Here is a 16,356-nt window from a genome sequence, read left to right on the forward strand (position 1 = left end):
GTCCGGGCGAGCCGAACAGGTCAGAATGCCAGACTTTCCCGCAGGCAGCAAGTAGAGAAACGCGAATCCGTCACAGCACCAGCGTCTTCCAGGCGGTTCGTGTGCCTGGACGGCAGTTGTCGGTGGGCTGCTGTAGATATTTCGGCGACAGAGAACGGGGGAACCGATGACCGACCGACAGGCGCCGTGGACCGAGGACCAGGTCCGCGCTCTCGCACCGGACGCGAGCTCACTGGCTGCCGCACGCAAGCTGGCCGGTCGCTGGCGGAGCACCGGTGCCGCCGGAACCGCCGTGTGGGGCCTGTGCCAGGGCAGCGGGTCCAAGCCGTATCAGACGATCGTCGACCTGGCCGGGCCCGCGTACAAGTGCTCGTGCCCGAGCCGCAAGTTTCCCTGCAAGCACGCGCTGTCGCTGCTGCTCACCTGGTCAGGTGGCACGGTGCCCGTCCAGGACGCGCCCGCCGATTTCGCCGCGGAGTGGCTGGCAGGCCGGGCGGCCAAGGCCGCGGCCCCGCCGAAGACCAAGGCCACCGCAACGCCGTCGCAGGCAACCGTCGAGCAACGGCGAGCCCGGGTATCGGCGGGGCTGACCGAGCTCGAGGTGTGGCTCACCGATCAGATCCGTACCGGGCTGGCCCAGACCGATCGCTCGTTCGCCGCCTACGAGGCGATCGCGGCCCGCATGGTCGATGCCCAGGCGCCCGGTGTCGCGGCGACGCTGCGCAGGCTGCCCGCGCAGGTGGTGACCACCGAGCACTGGCCCGAACTGCTCCTGCGCGAGTACGCCCGGTTGCATCTGCTGGTGCTGGCCCATCGCACCCTCGACGCGCTGCCCGAGCCGCTGCAGGCAGGCATCCGCACCCACGTCGGCTACCCGATCCAGGCCGAGACCGTGCTGGCCGAGCCCGCCGTGCGCGATCGCTGGCTGGTGCTCGGCATGCGGGTGAGCGAGGAGGATCGCCTGCACACCCGGCGTACCTGGCTGCGGGCGCGCGGCAGCGGACGCTGGGCCGTGCTGATCGAACATTCCTTCGGCACACCGAATTTCACCGGCGAGGTGCCGGTGCCCGGCCACGAGGTGAACGCCGACCTGCACTACTACCCCGGCGCGGCGCCATTGCGAGTCCAATGGGGCACCCGCCACGGCGCCCCCGAACCCTTCACCACCGTGCCCCCGACCGGCGGCACCACGATCGATGACGCGCTGGACGCCTACGCGGGCGCGCTGAGCAACGATCCCTGGCTGCGCGCCTGGCCCGCGCTGCTGACCGAGGTCGTGCCGGTGCTCGGTGAACACGGCTGGCAGCTCGTCGACCCCGACGGCGTGGCCTTGCCGTTGTCGGCGGGGGCGCGGCCGTGGCGATTGATCGCCGTGTCGGGCGGTCATCCGGTGACGCTCACCGGTGAATGGCGCGCCGACGGTTTCGACCCGATCTCGGTGTTCGCCGCGGGCGAGGTGACCGATCTGGAGACGGAGTTCCCGACGCAGTCCGCGGCGACTCCCGAACTGGCCGACCTGGTTTCGGTCGCCCTGCTCGGCACCGCCCGCCGCACTGCCGACAGTGTGGAACTGGCCGGCGCGGTCGCGGCCGCCGTGCCGCAGCGTTCCGGTGAGCCTGCCGTCCGGCTGCTCGACACCGCCGCACTGCAAGATCTGTATCTGCGCGGTGGTCGCCTGCCCAGCTCGGCGCCGAAACCCGAACCCGCCTGCGATGATCCGCGGCGCCTGCTGCCGAGGCAGGCCGCCGATCGACTCAGCCGCCTGCTGGCCGACAAGTCGGTGTTCCTGCCCGAATGGTTCGCTGCCGCAGCGCCCTTCGACTTCCGGCTGCCGGATGTGCTGTGCGTCCAAGCGCTCACGGCGGCATCCGACAGCAACCTGCGCGCGCCGCTGCTCAAGCTGGCAGGTCGGCGCGGCCGCTGGCTCGCCGCACGCAATCCCGCGTGGTCGGGTCTGCTGGATTCGTTCCCGGTCGATCGAGCCACGACGGTCGAGCCGGACGCAGAAGGATCCGAACCCTCTGGCACTGCGGACATCTGGCTTTTCGGCGCGCCCGGTGAGCGCAAGGACTGGCTGGCGCAGGTGCGCCGAACCGATCCTGCCGCCGCCCGCGAGGTGCTGAGCACTGCCTGGGCCAAGGAGTCCGGCCCGATCAAGGCCGAACTGCTGGCACTGCTCGGCCGCGGACTGAACCTCGACGACGAACCACTGCTCGAGCGGGCTCTCGACGACCGGCGCGGCGACGTCCGGCGCACCGCGGCGGGACTGTTGGCCCGGCTACCGGGTTCGGCGTTCGGGCAGCGGATGGCGGCGCTGGTGTCGTCGTGGGTCCGGGTGGACGCCGACGGCACGGTGACGGTCACGGTGCCTGCCGAAGTCGACGCCGAAGCCAGGCGCGACGGCGTCACCGACAGCACCGATCAACCCAAGATGCGCTGGGACACCCCCGATTCGACGGTGAAGACCCTGCACCAGGCGATCGCGGCGACACCACTGACAGCGTGGGCACCACTCGTCCCAGCCACCGCATCGGCCGCACCGACCAGGACGCCACCGTCCGGTGCCGTGCGGGGCGTGTCCGGTTCCGCCGAGCCGGTTGTCGGTAACAGGGTCGATGCCACCTCCGCCCAGCGCGACACCGCGACCGCCGCGCTGACCTTGACGCTGCCGCCACGCTATGCCAAGGCGATCGTCGACGGCTGGGTCGACGCCACCATCGCCCAACGCGACACCACCTGGGCCCGAGCGCTGTTCGCGCACGCGACGCCGACCGAACAAGCCGTGCTGCGCCGCCGCGAACTGTTCACCCTGCTCGATGCCGCCGACCGGATCGAGCACGTGCTCGACCTCGATGCCCACCAGCTCACCGAACTGCACGCGATCCTGCCCGGCCTCGACCATCCCTGGCCGCCACAGGTCGCCGACCACGTGCTGCGGTTGCTCGGCGAGCGCGCCCGCACCACGGCCCGCCAGCCGCATGCCACCGCAGGCGTATACACCGACCGTGCCCTGCTCACCGCCGCGGGCGTGCACCTGCCCGTCGACCTGGCGACCCGCGTCACCGCGCTCGCCGGCACCACCGAGGACCCCGCCTGGCAACAGGCCTTCCACCGACTCGCCCACGATCTCACCGACCGCGCGACCATGCTCGAGGAGCTGCGATGACCACCACCGAACCGGCAACCACCCTGCTGCGTCCCCATGCCGAACAGGCCTTCGCCGACGAGCTGGCCGCGCTGGCGCGCGTCGACGACCGGCCGCGTCCGCCGTCCTGGCGGTTGTCGCCGTGGGCCGTGGTCACCTATGTGCTCGGCGGGACTCTCGACGACGGCACCCTCATCACGCCCAAATACGTCGGGCCGCGACGGCTGATGGAGGTTGCCGTCGCGACCCTCGCGACCGACCGCGCGCTGCTGCTGCTCGGTGTGCCCGGCACGGCGAAAACATGGGTGTCCGAACATCTCTCGGCGGCGATCAGTGGCGAATCGACCCTGCTCGTGCAGGGCACCTCCGGCACCGCGGAGGAAGCGATCCGCTACGGCTGGAACTACGCCCGGCTGCTCGCCGAGGGGCCGAGCGACGCCGCGCTGGTCGCCTCGCCGCTGATGACAGCCATGCGGACCGGGGCGATCGCCCGCATCGAGGAACTCACCCGCATCCCCTCCGACGTGCAGGACGCGCTGATCACCATCCTGTCCGAGAAGACGCTGCCGGTACCCGAACTCGGTGCGGAAGTACAGGCCGCCAAGGGTTTCAACGTGATCGCCACCGCCAACGACCGCGATCGCGGCGTGAACGACCTGTCCTCGGCGCTGCGCCGCCGCTTCAACACCGTGGTGCTGCCGCTGCCCGCCGACGAGGATTCCGAGGTCGCCATCGTCAGCAGGCGCGTCGAACAGCTCGGCGCCGCACTGGAACTGCCGACGGTGCCCGCCGCCGCCGAGGAGGTGCGCCGGGTCGTGCGCGTATTCCGCGAACTGCGCTCCGGGATCACCGCCGACGGCCGCACCAAACTCAAGTCCCCCTCGGGCACCCTGTCCACCGCCGAGGCCATCTCGGTGATCACCAACGGCCTCGCCCTGTCGGCCCACTTCGGCGACGGCGTCCTGCGTGCCTCCGACATCGCGGGCGCCGTCCTCGGTTCGGTGATCAAGGACCCCGTCGCCGACTCGGTGATCTGGACCGAATATCTCGAGGCCGTGGTGCGCGAGCGCCCTGACTGGGCCGACTTCTACCGCGCCTGCCGCGAGCTCGCGAACTGACACGGGCTGGCGGGGAGGACGGAACAGACAGCACACATGGGGTTTTCGATGAGTGAACAGATCGACGGCGAGACCAGCGCGGCGAGTGCGGTACCCGCTCCCGCGAGCAACGCCGGTGCAAGTACCGATGCCGGCGCGGTGGTCGGTGCCAATGCGGGTGCGAATACCGTGACGCGGGTTTTCGGCATCCGTCACCATGGGCCGGGCTCGGCGCGATCGCTACGGCAAGCACTCGAGGAGTTCCGGCCCGATGCCATCCTCATCGAAGGTCCCGCCGATGCCGACCCACTCGTCGGGTTCGTCGCCGCCGACACCATGACCCCGCCGGTGGCGCTGCTGGCCTACGTCCCAGATTCGCCTGCCCGCGCGGCATTCTGGCCGTTCGCGGTGTTCTCGCCGGAGTGGCAGGCGATGCGCTACGGCGTCGACCACGCGGTGCCGGTCCGCTTCTGCGACCTCCCGGCCACGAACGTCCTCGCTGCCGAAGACGACTCCCGCGGTGACCGCACCGACCCGCTGGCAGCTCTGGCCTCGGCGGCAGGCTACGACGACGCCGAGCGCTGGTGGGACGCCGTCGTCGAATCAGTGCCCGACAGCGCGGCTTTCGACGCGATCACCGAGGCGATGGCAGCATTGCGCGAGGACGCGATCCAGCACGGGCAAGCAAGGGACTCTGACCCCGCGGCACCGGGGTCGGACATGGCGCATCCGGAGGACAACAGCCAACGCGACCAATCGACGCGGCGCGGCGATACCAGCCAGGCAGGCACACCCTCGTCGGTCAGCGCGTCGGAACCAGCGGAAAATGCCTCGGCACCAGCCGGATCAGGCGCTCCGTTGTCAGTCGATCCCGAAGATCCGGCGGTCGCACCGCTCGTCGTCGATCAGCACACGCTGCGGCGCGAGGCGTACATGCGGCAGGTGATGCGGCAGACGCTCAAGGACGGGGCGAAGCGGCTGGCGGTGGTGTGCGGCGCGTGGCATGCGCCTGCGTTGGCCGGGGCGCTCGGGCCTGCCGCGCCGGATGCGCGACTGCTCAGGGGGTTGCCGAAGACGAAGGCGGCGTTGACCTGGGTGCCGTGGACGCATTCGCGGCTGGCGGCAGGATCGGGGTATGGGGCCGGGGTGACCTCACCGGGCTGGTATCACCATCTGTTCACCGAGACCGAGCGGCCGGTGGCGCGGTGGCTGACCAAGGTCGCCGGTGTGCTGCGGTCGCACGATCTTCCGGTGTCGAGCGCGCACATCATCGAGGCGGTGCGGTTGTCGGACACGCTGGCCGCGTTGCGTGGTCGGCCGCTGGCGGGATTGTCCGAGGTCACCGAGGCTGTGCGGTCGGTGATGTGCGGTGGTGACGAGACCATGCTGCGGCTGGTGGTGGACGAACTCGTCGTCGGCGAGACCCTCGGTGCTGTCCCCGATGACACCCCGACGGTGCCGTTGGCGGCGGATCTGCGCGCGCGCAGCAAGACCCTGCGGCTCAAACAGGAAGCCCTCGCCCGCACTGTCGACCTCGACCTGCGCAAGGAGCGCGATGTCGAACGCTCGCATCTGCTGCACCGGCTGCGGCTGCTCGGCATCGACTGGGGCACTCCGACCGTCGGCGAGGTCCGTAACACCGGCACCTTCCGGGAGACCTGGACCCTGCGCTGGGAACCGGAATTCGAGGTCCGCATCGTCGAGGCGGCGGTGTGGGGAACGACGCTGCGCACCGCGGCCGAGGCCAAGATCCTCGACACCGCGAGCCGTGACGGCGTGTCCGTCACCGAACTCGCCGACGCGCTCGAGATGGCCCTGCTCGCCGACCTGGGTGGTGCCACCGACGGGTTGATCACCCGGCTGGAAGCGGCCGCTGCCCTCGACCACGACGTCACCCACCTCCTCGGCGCCCTGCCCGGGCTGACCCGAACGCTGCGCTACGGCGATGTCCGCGGCACCGACACCAAGGCGCTGGCCCATGTCGCCGACGGCCTGCTGGTGCGGATCTGCGCCGGCCTGCCCGGTGCGGTCACCGGTCTCGACACCGACGCGGCCGAGGCATTGCGCGCCCAGATCGACGCCGCACACACCGCGATCAGCACCCGCGACGACGACCACGCCACCACCGACTGGCTGGCGACCCTGCAGCGCATCGCCGACCGTGACGATGTGCACGGCGCGATCGGCGGCCGTGCGGTGCGCCTGCTCTGCGACGCCGAGCGCATCGACGACGCCGACTCGGCCCGCCGCCTGGCCGCCGCCCTGTCCATCGGCAACACCCCCGCCGCCAAGGCCGCCTGGATCGACGGCTTCCTCGGCGGACGCGGCCTGCTCCTGGTGCACGACCGGGAGTTGTTGCGCCGCATCGACGAGTGGCTCCGCGAACTCACCGAAGACCAGTTCGTCGCCACCCTCCCCCTACTGCGCCGCACCTTCGGTTCCTTCGAATCCGGCGAACGCCGCGCCATCGGCCAGGCCCTGCGCGACACCGGCTCCGCGCCGGCCGCCCCCACGGGCTCCACCGCCATCGACCCCGCCCGTGGGCAACTGGCCCTGCGCGCCGCCACCGCGATCCTCGGCGCCGCCGGATGATCGCGACACCGCCCGCAGCCCACCGGCCTGCGACGAACTCCCCGCCGTGGCTTGCGACCCCAGCGCGAGCCGCGGTTTCACGAACGCGGTTTCTGCACGCACGCCGATGCCACCCGCTCGATGATCAGGAGCAGCAGCCATGACCGACAACGACGAAACCCATTCGCGCCGATGGCGGCTCGTGCTCGGCCAAGCCGCCGAAGAACAGCTCGGCGGCCTGTCCTCGGGCCCCGACCAGGCGATGGACCAGGCGCTCGGCGCGCTCTACAACACGGGCGAGGCAGGTGGATCGACGAAACGGTCTGGTGGGCTGGGTGGTTCGGCGCCACGGGTGGCGCGCTGGCTCGGCGACATCCGCACCTACTTTCCCGCGACCGTGGTCGAGGTGATGCAGCGCGATGCCGTGCAGCGGCTGAATCTCACGCAGTTGCTGCTCGAGCCCGAGCTGCTGGAATCGGTGGAACCCGATGTGCATCTGGTGGGTACGCTGCTCGGCCTCAACCGGGTGATGCCGGAGACCACGAAGGCCACCGCGCGGATGGTGGTCGAGAAGGTGGTGCGTGAGATCGAGCGGCGCATCGCCGCCAAGACCGTCGCCGCTGTCTCGGGCGCGATCAACCGCGCCGCCCGCACCCACCGGCCGAAGCTGCGCGACATCGATTTCGATCGCACCATCCGCAAGAACCTGGCCAACTATCTGCCCGAGCACCGGACCGTGGTGCCCGAACGGCTGGTCGGCTACGGGCGCAAGGCGCAGTCGATCCAGCGCGATGTGGTGCTGGCGATCGACCAATCCGGGTCGATGGCGGCCAGTGTCGTCTACGCGTCGGTGTTCGGTGCGGTCCTCGCGTCGATGCGCTCGCTGAAGACGTCGCTGGTGGTGTTCGACACCGAGGTCGTCGACCTGACCGAACAGCTCAGCGATCCGGTCGACGTCCTGTTCGGCACCCAGCTCGGCGGCGGCACCGACATCAACCGCGCCATCGCCTACTCGCAGTCACTGATCACCCGGCCCACCGACAGCCTGTTCGTGCTCATCTCCGATCTGTACGAGGGCGGGGTCCGCGAGGAGATGCTGCGCCGGTGCAATGCGATGAAGGAAGCGGGCGTCCAGGTGGTGGTCCTGCTCGCGCTCTCCGACGAGGGCGCACCCGCCTACGACCACGACAACGCCGCCGCGCTGGCCGCGCTCGGCATCCCGGCCTTCGCCTGTACACCCGACAAATTCCCCGACCTGCTGGCCACCGCCCTGGACCGGGGCGACATCACGCACTGGGCCGACACCCACGCTCCGGCCGTGTGAGACCGTGAGTTTCGCTAGGCTGCACAGCGATCGGGTTCGGTGAACGGGGTGAGGCGATGTTGCGGCGCGGGGAGGTGTTCGCCGGGTTCGTCATCGAGCGGGAGCTGGGGCGCGGCGGGATGGGTGCGGTGTACGCGGCCCGTGATCGGCGGCTGCCGCGGCTGACCGCGCTGAAATTGATGCACCGTGACCTGTTCAGCGACGTCGAGATCCGGACCAGGTTCGAGCGGGAAGCCGATCTGGTCGCCCAGCTCGACCACCCGAACATCATCACCGTCTACGACCGTGGCGTCGACGAGGAACGGCTGTGGATCGCCATGCAGTTCGTCGACGGTGTCGACGCGGCGGCGGTGCCCGCCCAGCAGTTCGGGGTGGAGCGGATCGCGCAGATCGTCACCCAGACGGCGAGCGCGCTGGACTACGCGCACCGTCAGGGCGTGCTGCACCGCGATGTGAAACCGGCCAACATCCTGCTCTCGCGCACCGCAGGCGTCGGCGCCGGATTCGACGAGCGGGTGCTGCTCACCGACTTCGGCATCGCGAAACTCCTCGACGACACCGGCGGCCTGACCCGCACCGGCCAGTTCACCGCCACCATCGCCTACGCCTCGCCCGAACAGCTCAGCAGCGCACCGCTGGACGGTCGCGGCGATCAATACTCCCTGGCCTGCACCGTCTTCCGGCTGCTCACCGGCAGCGGCCCGTTCGACGCGCCCAACCCGGCGACCGTCATGCTCGGTCACATCAACGCCGTTCCCCCGCGGGCCAGCACCCGCCGGTCCACCTTGCCCACAGCGGTCGACGCCGTCCTCGCCAAGGCGATGGCCAAGGACCCGGCGCGACGATTCTCCACCTGCACGGATTTCGCCAACGCTTTCACCGAAGCCCTCACCCGTCGAGCGCAGGCCCCACCCAGCGGCTCCTTCCCCACCGGGGCCTCGGCTCCGGCACGGACCAGCTCCGCCCCTTCCACACCTGCCACAAGTCACACGCCGGATTACCGATCCGGCACCGACATCCGTGGCGGCGCCGTGCCGTCGACCAGCACAGAGAGTCCGTCACGCACCGATTCTCAGCAGGTTCGCCGGGCCGCGGAACCCGACCTGGCGCGGCGGCTCGACCCGACCGCGCGCGGCGAAGCGGCCGCAGACCACCGGCCGCGAATCGACACACGACACCCGGAAAGGCACACCGGCACGTCAGCCTCCGGGCAGCGCAGCGCCGGGAAGCAGGCCGGTGCGGGGCAGGGCTCTGCGCCCCGGCTCGAACACCCGCGGCGGAGCAGCGACGCCGTGGTCAGCGCGGCATCGGTGTGGCTGAACGCGGTACATGGTTGTCTGATCGGCGGTGCGATCGGTGACGCGCTCGGCGCACCGGTGGAAACCAGGACGCTGCAACAGATCCGGGACCAATTCGGGCCGCAGGGAGTCAGGGATGCCGACCCGCTGCGTATCTCCGAGGAGACGCAGCTGACCGCGTTCACTGTGGAGGCGTTGATCCGCGGTTCGGTGCGCGCCAGAGCCAAGGGCATCGGCGGGGCGACCATGGGCCTGTTGCAGCAAGGCTTGCTCGTCTGGCTACGGGGACAGGTCGTCGAACTGCCCGACCAGCCGTTCGCATTGCACAGCTCGCTCGGCAAGCACCCCGAACTGACCGAGCAACGGGGCGTGGCGAATTCGGTGTACACGGCCCTGCGGCAGGCTGCGGCGCGGCGCGCGCCGACAAACCCGCTCGGCACCCGCGATCAGCCGATCAACCACTCCAAAGGCAGTGGTGCGGTGATGCGCGCCGCGCCGTGCGGATTCGGATACGCCGCAGACCGTACCGGAGCAGCTACCGGCGCGATCTTCGAGTTGGGCTGCGACGCCGCCGCACTCACCCACGGACACCCGAGTGGATGGCTACCGGCAGGCACCCTGGCCGCCGTGGTCTACCAGCTCACACGTGGCTCCGACACCGCGACGGCGCTGCACCACGCCAGGGCCGAGCTGACGGGTTACCCCGACCACGAGGAAACGTCGGCCGCGCTCGACGCCGCGAACGCACTGGCCGCGCGGATCGAACGCGAACGCCGCGTCCCGACCCCGGAAGACGTCGAGTCACTGGGCCAGGGCTGGATCGGCCCCGAAGCACTGGCCATCGCCGTCTTCGCCCTACTCGCCGCGGAATTCCGTGGCGGCGCACCGCACGACATCGTCCGCACCGGACTCCTGTTGTCGGTCAACCACTCCGGCGACAGCGATGCCACCGGCTCGATCGCAGGCAGCCTCCTCGGCGCCCGCTACGGCCGCACCGCGCTGCCCCGCCGCTGGTCGCGCACCGTCGACGCCCGCCCCGTCCTGGACCGCCTGGCCACGGACTACTGCACCGAATTCGGCCTCACCCCACCCCGGGACGACCACGGCCATCCCACCGACGACTGGTACGACCGCTACCCGGCGTAACCGGGGCCGCTCGCACTCGGCCCCTGGCGGAAACATCCGCCAGGGGCCGAAGCGCTTGCTACTCCTACAGATCCGCGATAGCCGCCAGCGGTGGCGTGCGGGCAGCGCGCACACCCGGCCACACCGCAGCCAGCACACCGACCACACCCGAGGCGATCAGCACGGCGACCAACTGCGACCACGGGATGGTGATCTGGTCGATGCCCAGGTCACGCAGGGTGCGCAGGAAGCCGACGCCGAGGGCGATGCCCAAGATGAGGCCGACGATGGCGCCGAAGATGGCGATCAGCATGGATTCCAGGTAGATCGTGCGGCGCACCTGGGATCGCTGGGTGCCGACGGCGCGGAGCATGCCGATCTCGCGGCGGCGTTCGACCACCGACAGGGCCAGGGTGTTGATGATGCCGAGTACGGCGATCACGACCGCCAGCGCCAGCAGGCCGTAGAGGATGGCGAGCAGGGTGTTGATCTGCTGGCCCTGCGCGCCCTTGAACTGCTCGTGGTCCTGCACCTGCACGACGACGAACGGTTCGGTGGCCTTCTCCAGATTCGCCCGCATGGCGGTGAGATCGGTGCCTGGCTCCGCCTTCACCAGCACGAAGGCATTGGTGCGCAGGCTCGGCGGCATCAACTGCTCGTAGACGCCGGGGTCGACGACCATCGCACCGAGCAGCGGCGAGTTGGCGAAGACGCCGCCGACGGTGAGCTCGAACTTCTTGTTGTCGAGGCTGGTGATGGTGATCTTGTCGCCGACCTTCCAGCCGCGATCGCCCGCCTCGGTCTCGTCGACGAGCACCTCGTTCGCACCGATCGTGGTGGAGCCACTGAGCAGGTCGATGTCCATCACCGGGTCGATCGGCCCGTCCGGTGAGGTGGCGACGACCTGCTCGTCACCGACCTTGAACGCGACGACCCTGATCCCGGTGACCTCGCTGACGCCGGGCACCTGGGTACGCACGGCGTCCACCGCACCGAGCGGCGCACCGATCATCTGCGGACCGGCGAGCACGTATTCGGCCTTCACGCCCTTGTCGATCAGCACGCCCACGCTGGTTTTTGCCGAGGCGCCGAGAATGCCGATCGCCGAGACCAGCATCAGCCCGAGAGTGAGCGCGAACGCGGTGGCCGCGGTGCGGCGCGGATTGCGCACGGCGTTGTTGCGGGCCATCTGCCCGATGGCGCCGAACGGCCTCGTGAGCACACCGAGCACGAGCACCATCGGCCGTGACAGCGCGGGCGCGGCCAGCAGCACGGCCAGAATCAACCCGAGCGCGCCGATGCCGACGGTCACCGCCGAGCCCTTGCCGGTGCCCTGGGCGCCGACATACACGAGCACGCCACCGGCCACGGCCATGACCGCACCGACGGCGGTGCGCACATGCAACGAGTCACCGGCGCTGGCGAATTCGGCGCGCATCGCCTCCACCGGCGGCACCTTGGCGGCGCGGCGAGCAGGCGCGTAGGCGCTGGCCACAGTGACGATCAGGCCGACGAGCAGCGCGACGATCGCGGTGCGCGGCAGCACCGTCAGGGATCCGGTGGGCAGGCCGACATCGAAGGCGTTCAGCACCGCCGACAACCCGAACGCCAGCCCGATGCCCGCGGCGAGACCGATCGCGCTGCCGATCATGCCGATCACGACGGCCTCACCGACCACCGACCGGCCGACCTGCTGGCGGCTGGCGCCGATCGCCCGCAGCAACGCCAGTTCGCGCAGGCGCTGGGCCACGATCATCGAGAAGGTGTTGTAGATGATGAACGTGCCGACGATCAGCGCGATCGCGCCGAAGGCGAGCAGGAAGTAGTTGATGAAGGTGAGCGCCTCCGAGACCTCCTTCTTCATGTCCTCGCGGACCTCGTCGGCGTTCTGCACCTTGTAGTTGGGCAGGCCGGCGGCGAGCTGGTCGCGCAGCTCGTCGGCCGAGACACCCGGTTCGGCCGCGAGATCGGCGTAGGCGACGTGCGAGCCGTCGGTGAACAGCTTGCGCGCCTGCGGTTCGGTGAACATCACCGCGACCACACCGCCGCCCTCGGTACCCGGCATCTCGTAGACGCCGGAGAGGGTCACCTCGAACGGGTCACCCTTGGCCGGGATGAGCACCTTGGTCTTGTCGCCGACCCGCAGCCCGGCCTTCTCCGCGCCGCTGGTGTTGAGCGCGATCTCGCCCGGCTGGGCGGGCGGCGCACCCGCGACGAACGTGTTCGGCTCTTCGACCGACTTGTCCGGCGGCAGGTAGGACAGGCCGAAACTCGGTGCGCCACCGGTCTGCACGGCCTTCTTGCCGTCGGGTTCGAGCAGCACCACCGGGCCGTTCATGGCCGGGGCGACGCGGTCGACGCCCTCGGTCTTGGCCAGCGCGTCCACGATATTGGTCGGTACGCCCAGCGACTGCCGGTCCTTGGGGCCGACACGCACGTCGACACCCTGGGCTTGGCCTTCGAAGATGCCGTCGAAGGTGCGCTGCAAGGTGTCGGTGAAGACGAACGAGCCGGAGATGAAGGCGGTGCCCAGCACCACCGACAGCAGCGTCAACGCCAGTCGCACCTTGTGCGCGGCGAGATTGCGCAAAGCGACCTTGCGCATCGGGTTGTTCATCGGGTCTCCAGCGCCTTCATCCGGTCGAGGATGGAATCCTGGGTCGGATCGCGCAGCTCGTCGACGATGCGACCGTCGGCGAGGAACACGACGCGGTCGGAGTAGGCGGCCGCGCGCGGGTCGTGGGTGACGATCACGACGGTCTGCCCGAACTCGTCGACCGAGGCGCGCAGGATCGCCAGCACCTCACCGGAGGAGTGCGAGTCCAGGTTGCCGGTCGGCTCGTCGCCGAAGATGATCTCCGGCTTGCCGACCAGGGCGCGAGCGCACGCGACGCGCTGCTGCTGGCCGCCGGACAGCTCGGAGGGCCGGTGCTCGAGGCGGTCGCCGAGGCCGAGGCGCTTGACGACGGTGTCGAGCCATTCCTGGTCGACCTTGCGGCCCGCGATGTCGAGCGGGAGGGTGATGTTCTCCAGCGCGGTCAGCGTCGGCACCAGGTTGAACGCTTGGAAGACGAACCCGATCCGGTCGCGGCGCAGCGCGGTCATCTGCTTGTCGGACAGCCCGGTCAGCGCGGTCTCGCCGATGCGGACATGGCCCTCGCTGGCGCTGTCGAGCCCGGCCAGGCAGTGCATCAGCGTCGACTTGCCCGAGCCGGAGGGGCCCATGATCGCGGTGAACTCGCCCTTCGCGAAGTCAGCCGACACCCCGTCCAAGGCCTTGACCTGTGTGTCTCCCGATCCATACAACTTGACCAGGTCTTGCGCGGCGGCCGCGATCTGGGTGGGGGCCGCCGCGTCGACGGCCTCGGTGCCCATGGCGTGCGAAGTCATGATGTCCAGTCTGTCTGCCGACCGGTCAGCGCGCCATCCGGAATCCCCCCGATACCTAACTGATGACCCAGTCGAAGGCCTCGGCCTTCGAGCGCGCGCCTTCCGCGGTGCGGGAACGGTTGGGTTCGCCGAGGTCGGCGAGCAGCTCCTCCGTGAGGCCGACCAGGCTCGCCAGGGCCGCCGGGGTGAACCAGCCGGGGCGGGTCGCGAAGAGGATGTCCTCGGAGGCGGTGTTGCCGCTGGCGCCGGGGGCGAAGGGGCAGCCGCCGAGGCCGCCGAGGGCGCCGTCGACCATCGTCGCGCCCGCCGCAACGGCGGCGAGGGTGTTGGCCACGCCCATGCCCCAGGTGTCGTGGCCGTGGAAGACGATGCGGCGCGACGGTGAGCGGTCGCGGACCGCCGAGACCAGCGCGCTCACCTGGCCGGGGTGGGCCTGGCCGAGGGTGTCGGCCAGCACGATGTCGGCGGCGCCGTCGGTGCGCGGATCGTTGGCGATGTCCAGCACTCGCGCGGGGTCGACCTGGCCTTCGAACGGGCAGGTGAAGCTGGTGGCCAGGCAGAGCTGGATCTCACCGCCCGCCTCCTCGGCGAGGCGGATCGCGTCGGGCATGGCCGCCACCGAAGCCTCGGTGTCACGGCCGATATTGGCCTTGTTGTGGCTGTCGGAGACCGAGAAGCAGTACTGGAAGTTGCGCGCGCCTGCGGCGGCCGCCTTCTCGATGTGCCGCGGTGTGGCCACCCAGACCCAGCATTTCGCCAGCTCGTCCGGGGTGAGCGCCGCGATCAGCTCGAGCGAGTTGGCCATCGGCGGCACCAGATCCGGCCGGGCCATCGAGCCGATCTCCAGCGCGGGCACACCAGCGGCCAGCAGCCGCCGGACGACATCGATCTTCTGCTCGGTGGGCAGCACCTTGCCGGTGAGCTGCAAGCCGTCGCGCAGGGTCACATCCCGCAGCAGCGGGGCAGTCATCACCGCTGGTCCGGTTCCTGGGCGGGCACGCACATCACGCCGCCGCACGGTTTGTCACCGACGCTGGCCGGCGTCGGATGCACAGTCGGGCGCACATGGCCCGGCCCGCGCTGTTCCCACTTGCTGCGCACCGGTGGGCGGCGTCTGCCGTGTACTCGCCTGCTCACGATGCCTCCAGCGCGTCGATCTGATCCTCGCTCATCCCGAGCAGCCCGCCGAGCACTTCTCTGGTGTGCTCGCCGAGGTCGGGGCCGACATTGCGGATCGGCAGCGACTGTCCCCCGATCACCGGGACGATGCCGGCGAACCCCACCTGCTTGGGTTCGGGCTCGCCCACGTCGACGGGGAACGACTGGATCATATTGCGTGCGCGGTACTGCTCGTCGGCCACGATGTCGGCGGCGGTGTAGATCGGGCCACACGGGATGGCCGCGTCGTCGAGCAATTTCAGTGCCTCGTCGCGGGTGCGCCGGCTCGACCATTCGGCGATCGAGGCGTCGAGTCGTTCCCGGTTGCGCCAGCGGCCGGCGTTGTCGGCCAGCTCCGGGTCGGCCGCCAGGTCGGGACGGCCGATGACCTGCATGTAGCGCTGGAAGATGGCATCGCCGTTGCCGCCGATGATGATGCTGTAGCCGTCGCTGGTCGGGTAGGCGTTGCTCGGGGCGATGCCCTCCATGCGGCCGCCGACCCGCTCCCGGTTGATGCCGTAGGCGAGGTGGTCGGGGACCAGCGATTCCATCACCGACAGGATCGACTCGTTGAGCGCGACGTCGATGATCCGTTCCCTCTGCGGCACCTGACCGGACACGCGCTCGCGCTGGAACAACGCCATCACGGTGCCGAAGGCGGCGTAGATGCCCGCGATCGAGTCACCGATCGAGACTCCCACCCGCACCGGTGGGCGGTCCGGATCGCCGACGAGCTCACGCAGACCGCCGACGGCCTCGGCGACCGCCGCGAAACCCGGACGCGCGGCCATCGGGCCGGTCTGGCCATAGGCGGAGATGCGGGTGATGACCAGCTTCGGGTTCACCTCCTCGAGCACCTCGGGGCCGAGACCCCATTTCTCCAGCATGCCGGGCCGGAAGTTCTCCAGCAGCACATCGCAGTGCCGCAGCAGATCGAGCACGACCGTGCGACCCGCCTCGGTGCGCAGGTCGAGCACGATCGACTTCTTGTTGCGGTTCACGGTGCGATACAGCATGGAGGTGTCGCCACCATAGAGCCGCCAATTGCGTAACTCGTCGCCCGTACCTGGGCGTTCCACCTTGATCACCTCGGCGCCGAAGTCGCCCAGAATACGTCCGGCAGTGGGAGCGGCAACATAGTTACCGAGTTCCAGGACGCGAACACCGTCCAGCGGCCGAATACTCATAGGGGCAGTATCGCAGTGCCGCGCGGACCGGCGCCGGGCACATGCGCACCCGGCGCCGAAG

General features: G+C 70.1%; 9 protein-coding genes. 5 read left to right on the forward strand and 4 right to left on the reverse strand.

Annotated elements, in window-relative coordinates; translation table 11 throughout:
- The first annotated feature begins 166 nt into the window (after nt 1-166).
- The 5 genes from ACFWF2_RS02320 (at nt 167) to ACFWF2_RS02340 (ending at nt 10,581) form a co-directional block, all read left to right on the forward strand.
- Nucleotides 167-3,166 (forward strand): DUF5691 domain-containing protein, encoded by a 3,000-nt coding sequence (locus tag ACFWF2_RS02320; protein ID WP_379303736.1) that lies wholly within the window; start codon nt 167-169, stop codon nt 3,164-3,166.
- Nucleotides 3,163-4,263, forward strand: coding sequence for an AAA family ATPase (locus ACFWF2_RS02325; protein WP_379303738.1), 1,101 nt, complete (start codon nt 3,163-3,165; stop codon nt 4,261-4,263). Before ACFWF2_RS02320 ends, ACFWF2_RS02325 begins: the two co-directional genes overlap by 4 nt.
- A 48-nt stretch (nt 4,264-4,311) precedes the next feature.
- On the forward strand, nt 4,312-6,834 hold the full coding sequence (locus ACFWF2_RS02330; protein ID WP_379303740.1) for a DUF5682 family protein: 2,523 nt from the start codon (nt 4,312-4,314) through the stop codon (nt 6,832-6,834).
- 139 nt (nt 6,835-6,973) lie between these two features.
- On the forward strand, nt 6,974-8,137 hold the full coding sequence (locus ACFWF2_RS02335; RefSeq protein WP_379303742.1) for a VWA domain-containing protein: 1,164 nt from the start codon (nt 6,974-6,976) through the stop codon (nt 8,135-8,137).
- Between the two features lie 56 nt (nt 8,138-8,193).
- On the forward strand, nt 8,194-10,581 hold the full coding sequence (locus tag ACFWF2_RS02340) for an ADP-ribosylglycohydrolase family protein (protein WP_379303744.1): 2,388 nt from the start codon (nt 8,194-8,196) through the stop codon (nt 10,579-10,581).
- Nucleotides 10,582-10,645: 64 nt separating this feature from the next.
- On the opposite strand, the gene ACFWF2_RS02345 is transcribed toward ACFWF2_RS02340, so the two are convergent.
- From ACFWF2_RS02345 to ACFWF2_RS02360, 4 genes are all read right to left on the reverse strand, one after another.
- Nucleotides 10,646-13,177 (reverse strand): ABC transporter permease, encoded by a 2,532-nt coding sequence (locus tag ACFWF2_RS02345; protein ID WP_379303746.1) that lies wholly within the window; start codon nt 13,175-13,177, stop codon nt 10,646-10,648.
- Nucleotides 13,174-13,950 (reverse strand): ABC transporter ATP-binding protein, encoded by a 777-nt coding sequence (locus ACFWF2_RS02350; protein ID WP_379303748.1) that lies wholly within the window; start codon nt 13,948-13,950, stop codon nt 13,174-13,176. The genes ACFWF2_RS02345 and ACFWF2_RS02350 overlap by 4 nt, the downstream gene beginning before the upstream one ends.
- 55 nt (nt 13,951-14,005) lie before the next feature.
- On the reverse strand, nt 14,006-14,920 hold the full coding sequence (locus ACFWF2_RS02355; protein ID WP_379303750.1) for a hydroxymethylglutaryl-CoA lyase: 915 nt from the start codon (nt 14,918-14,920) through the stop codon (nt 14,006-14,008).
- 163 nt (nt 14,921-15,083) lie between these two features.
- Nucleotides 15,084-16,295 carry a CaiB/BaiF CoA transferase family protein gene (locus ACFWF2_RS02360; protein WP_379303752.1) on the reverse strand — a complete coding sequence of 404 codons (1,212 nt, stop codon included), beginning with the start codon at nt 16,293-16,295 and terminating at the stop codon, nt 15,084-15,086.
- Nucleotides 16,296-16,356: the final 61 nt, after the last annotated feature.

Source organism: Nocardia sp. NPDC060259 (genome assembly GCF_042728775.1).
In the GTDB taxonomy this organism is placed as follows: Bacteria; Actinomycetota; Actinomycetes; order Mycobacteriales; family Mycobacteriaceae; genus Nocardia.

Coding starts and splice junctions, on each gene's coding strand:
- ACFWF2_RS02320 (WP_379303736.1), top strand. CDS start 167: ATGACCGACCGACAGGCGCCGTGGACCGAGGACCAGGTCCGCGCTCTC.
- ACFWF2_RS02325 (WP_379303738.1), top strand. CDS start 3,163: ATGACCACCACCGAACCGGCAACCACCCTGCTGCGTCCCCATGCCGAA.
- ACFWF2_RS02330 (WP_379303740.1), top strand. CDS start 4,312: ATGAGTGAACAGATCGACGGCGAGACCAGCGCGGCGAGTGCGGTACCC.
- ACFWF2_RS02335 (WP_379303742.1), top strand. CDS start 6,974: ATGACCGACAACGACGAAACCCATTCGCGCCGATGGCGGCTCGTGCTC.
- ACFWF2_RS02340 (WP_379303744.1), top strand. CDS start 8,194: ATGTTGCGGCGCGGGGAGGTGTTCGCCGGGTTCGTCATCGAGCGGGAG.
- ACFWF2_RS02345 (WP_379303746.1), bottom strand. CDS start 13,177: ATGAACAACCCGATGCGCAAGGTCGCTTTGCGCAATCTCGCCGCGCAC.
- ACFWF2_RS02350 (WP_379303748.1), bottom strand. CDS start 13,950: ATGACTTCGCACGCCATGGGCACCGAGGCCGTCGACGCGGCGGCCCCC.
- ACFWF2_RS02355 (WP_379303750.1), bottom strand. CDS start 14,920: ATGACTGCCCCGCTGCTGCGGGATGTGACCCTGCGCGACGGCTTGCAG.
- ACFWF2_RS02360 (WP_379303752.1), bottom strand. CDS start 16,295: ATGAGTATTCGGCCGCTGGACGGTGTTCGCGTCCTGGAACTCGGTAAC.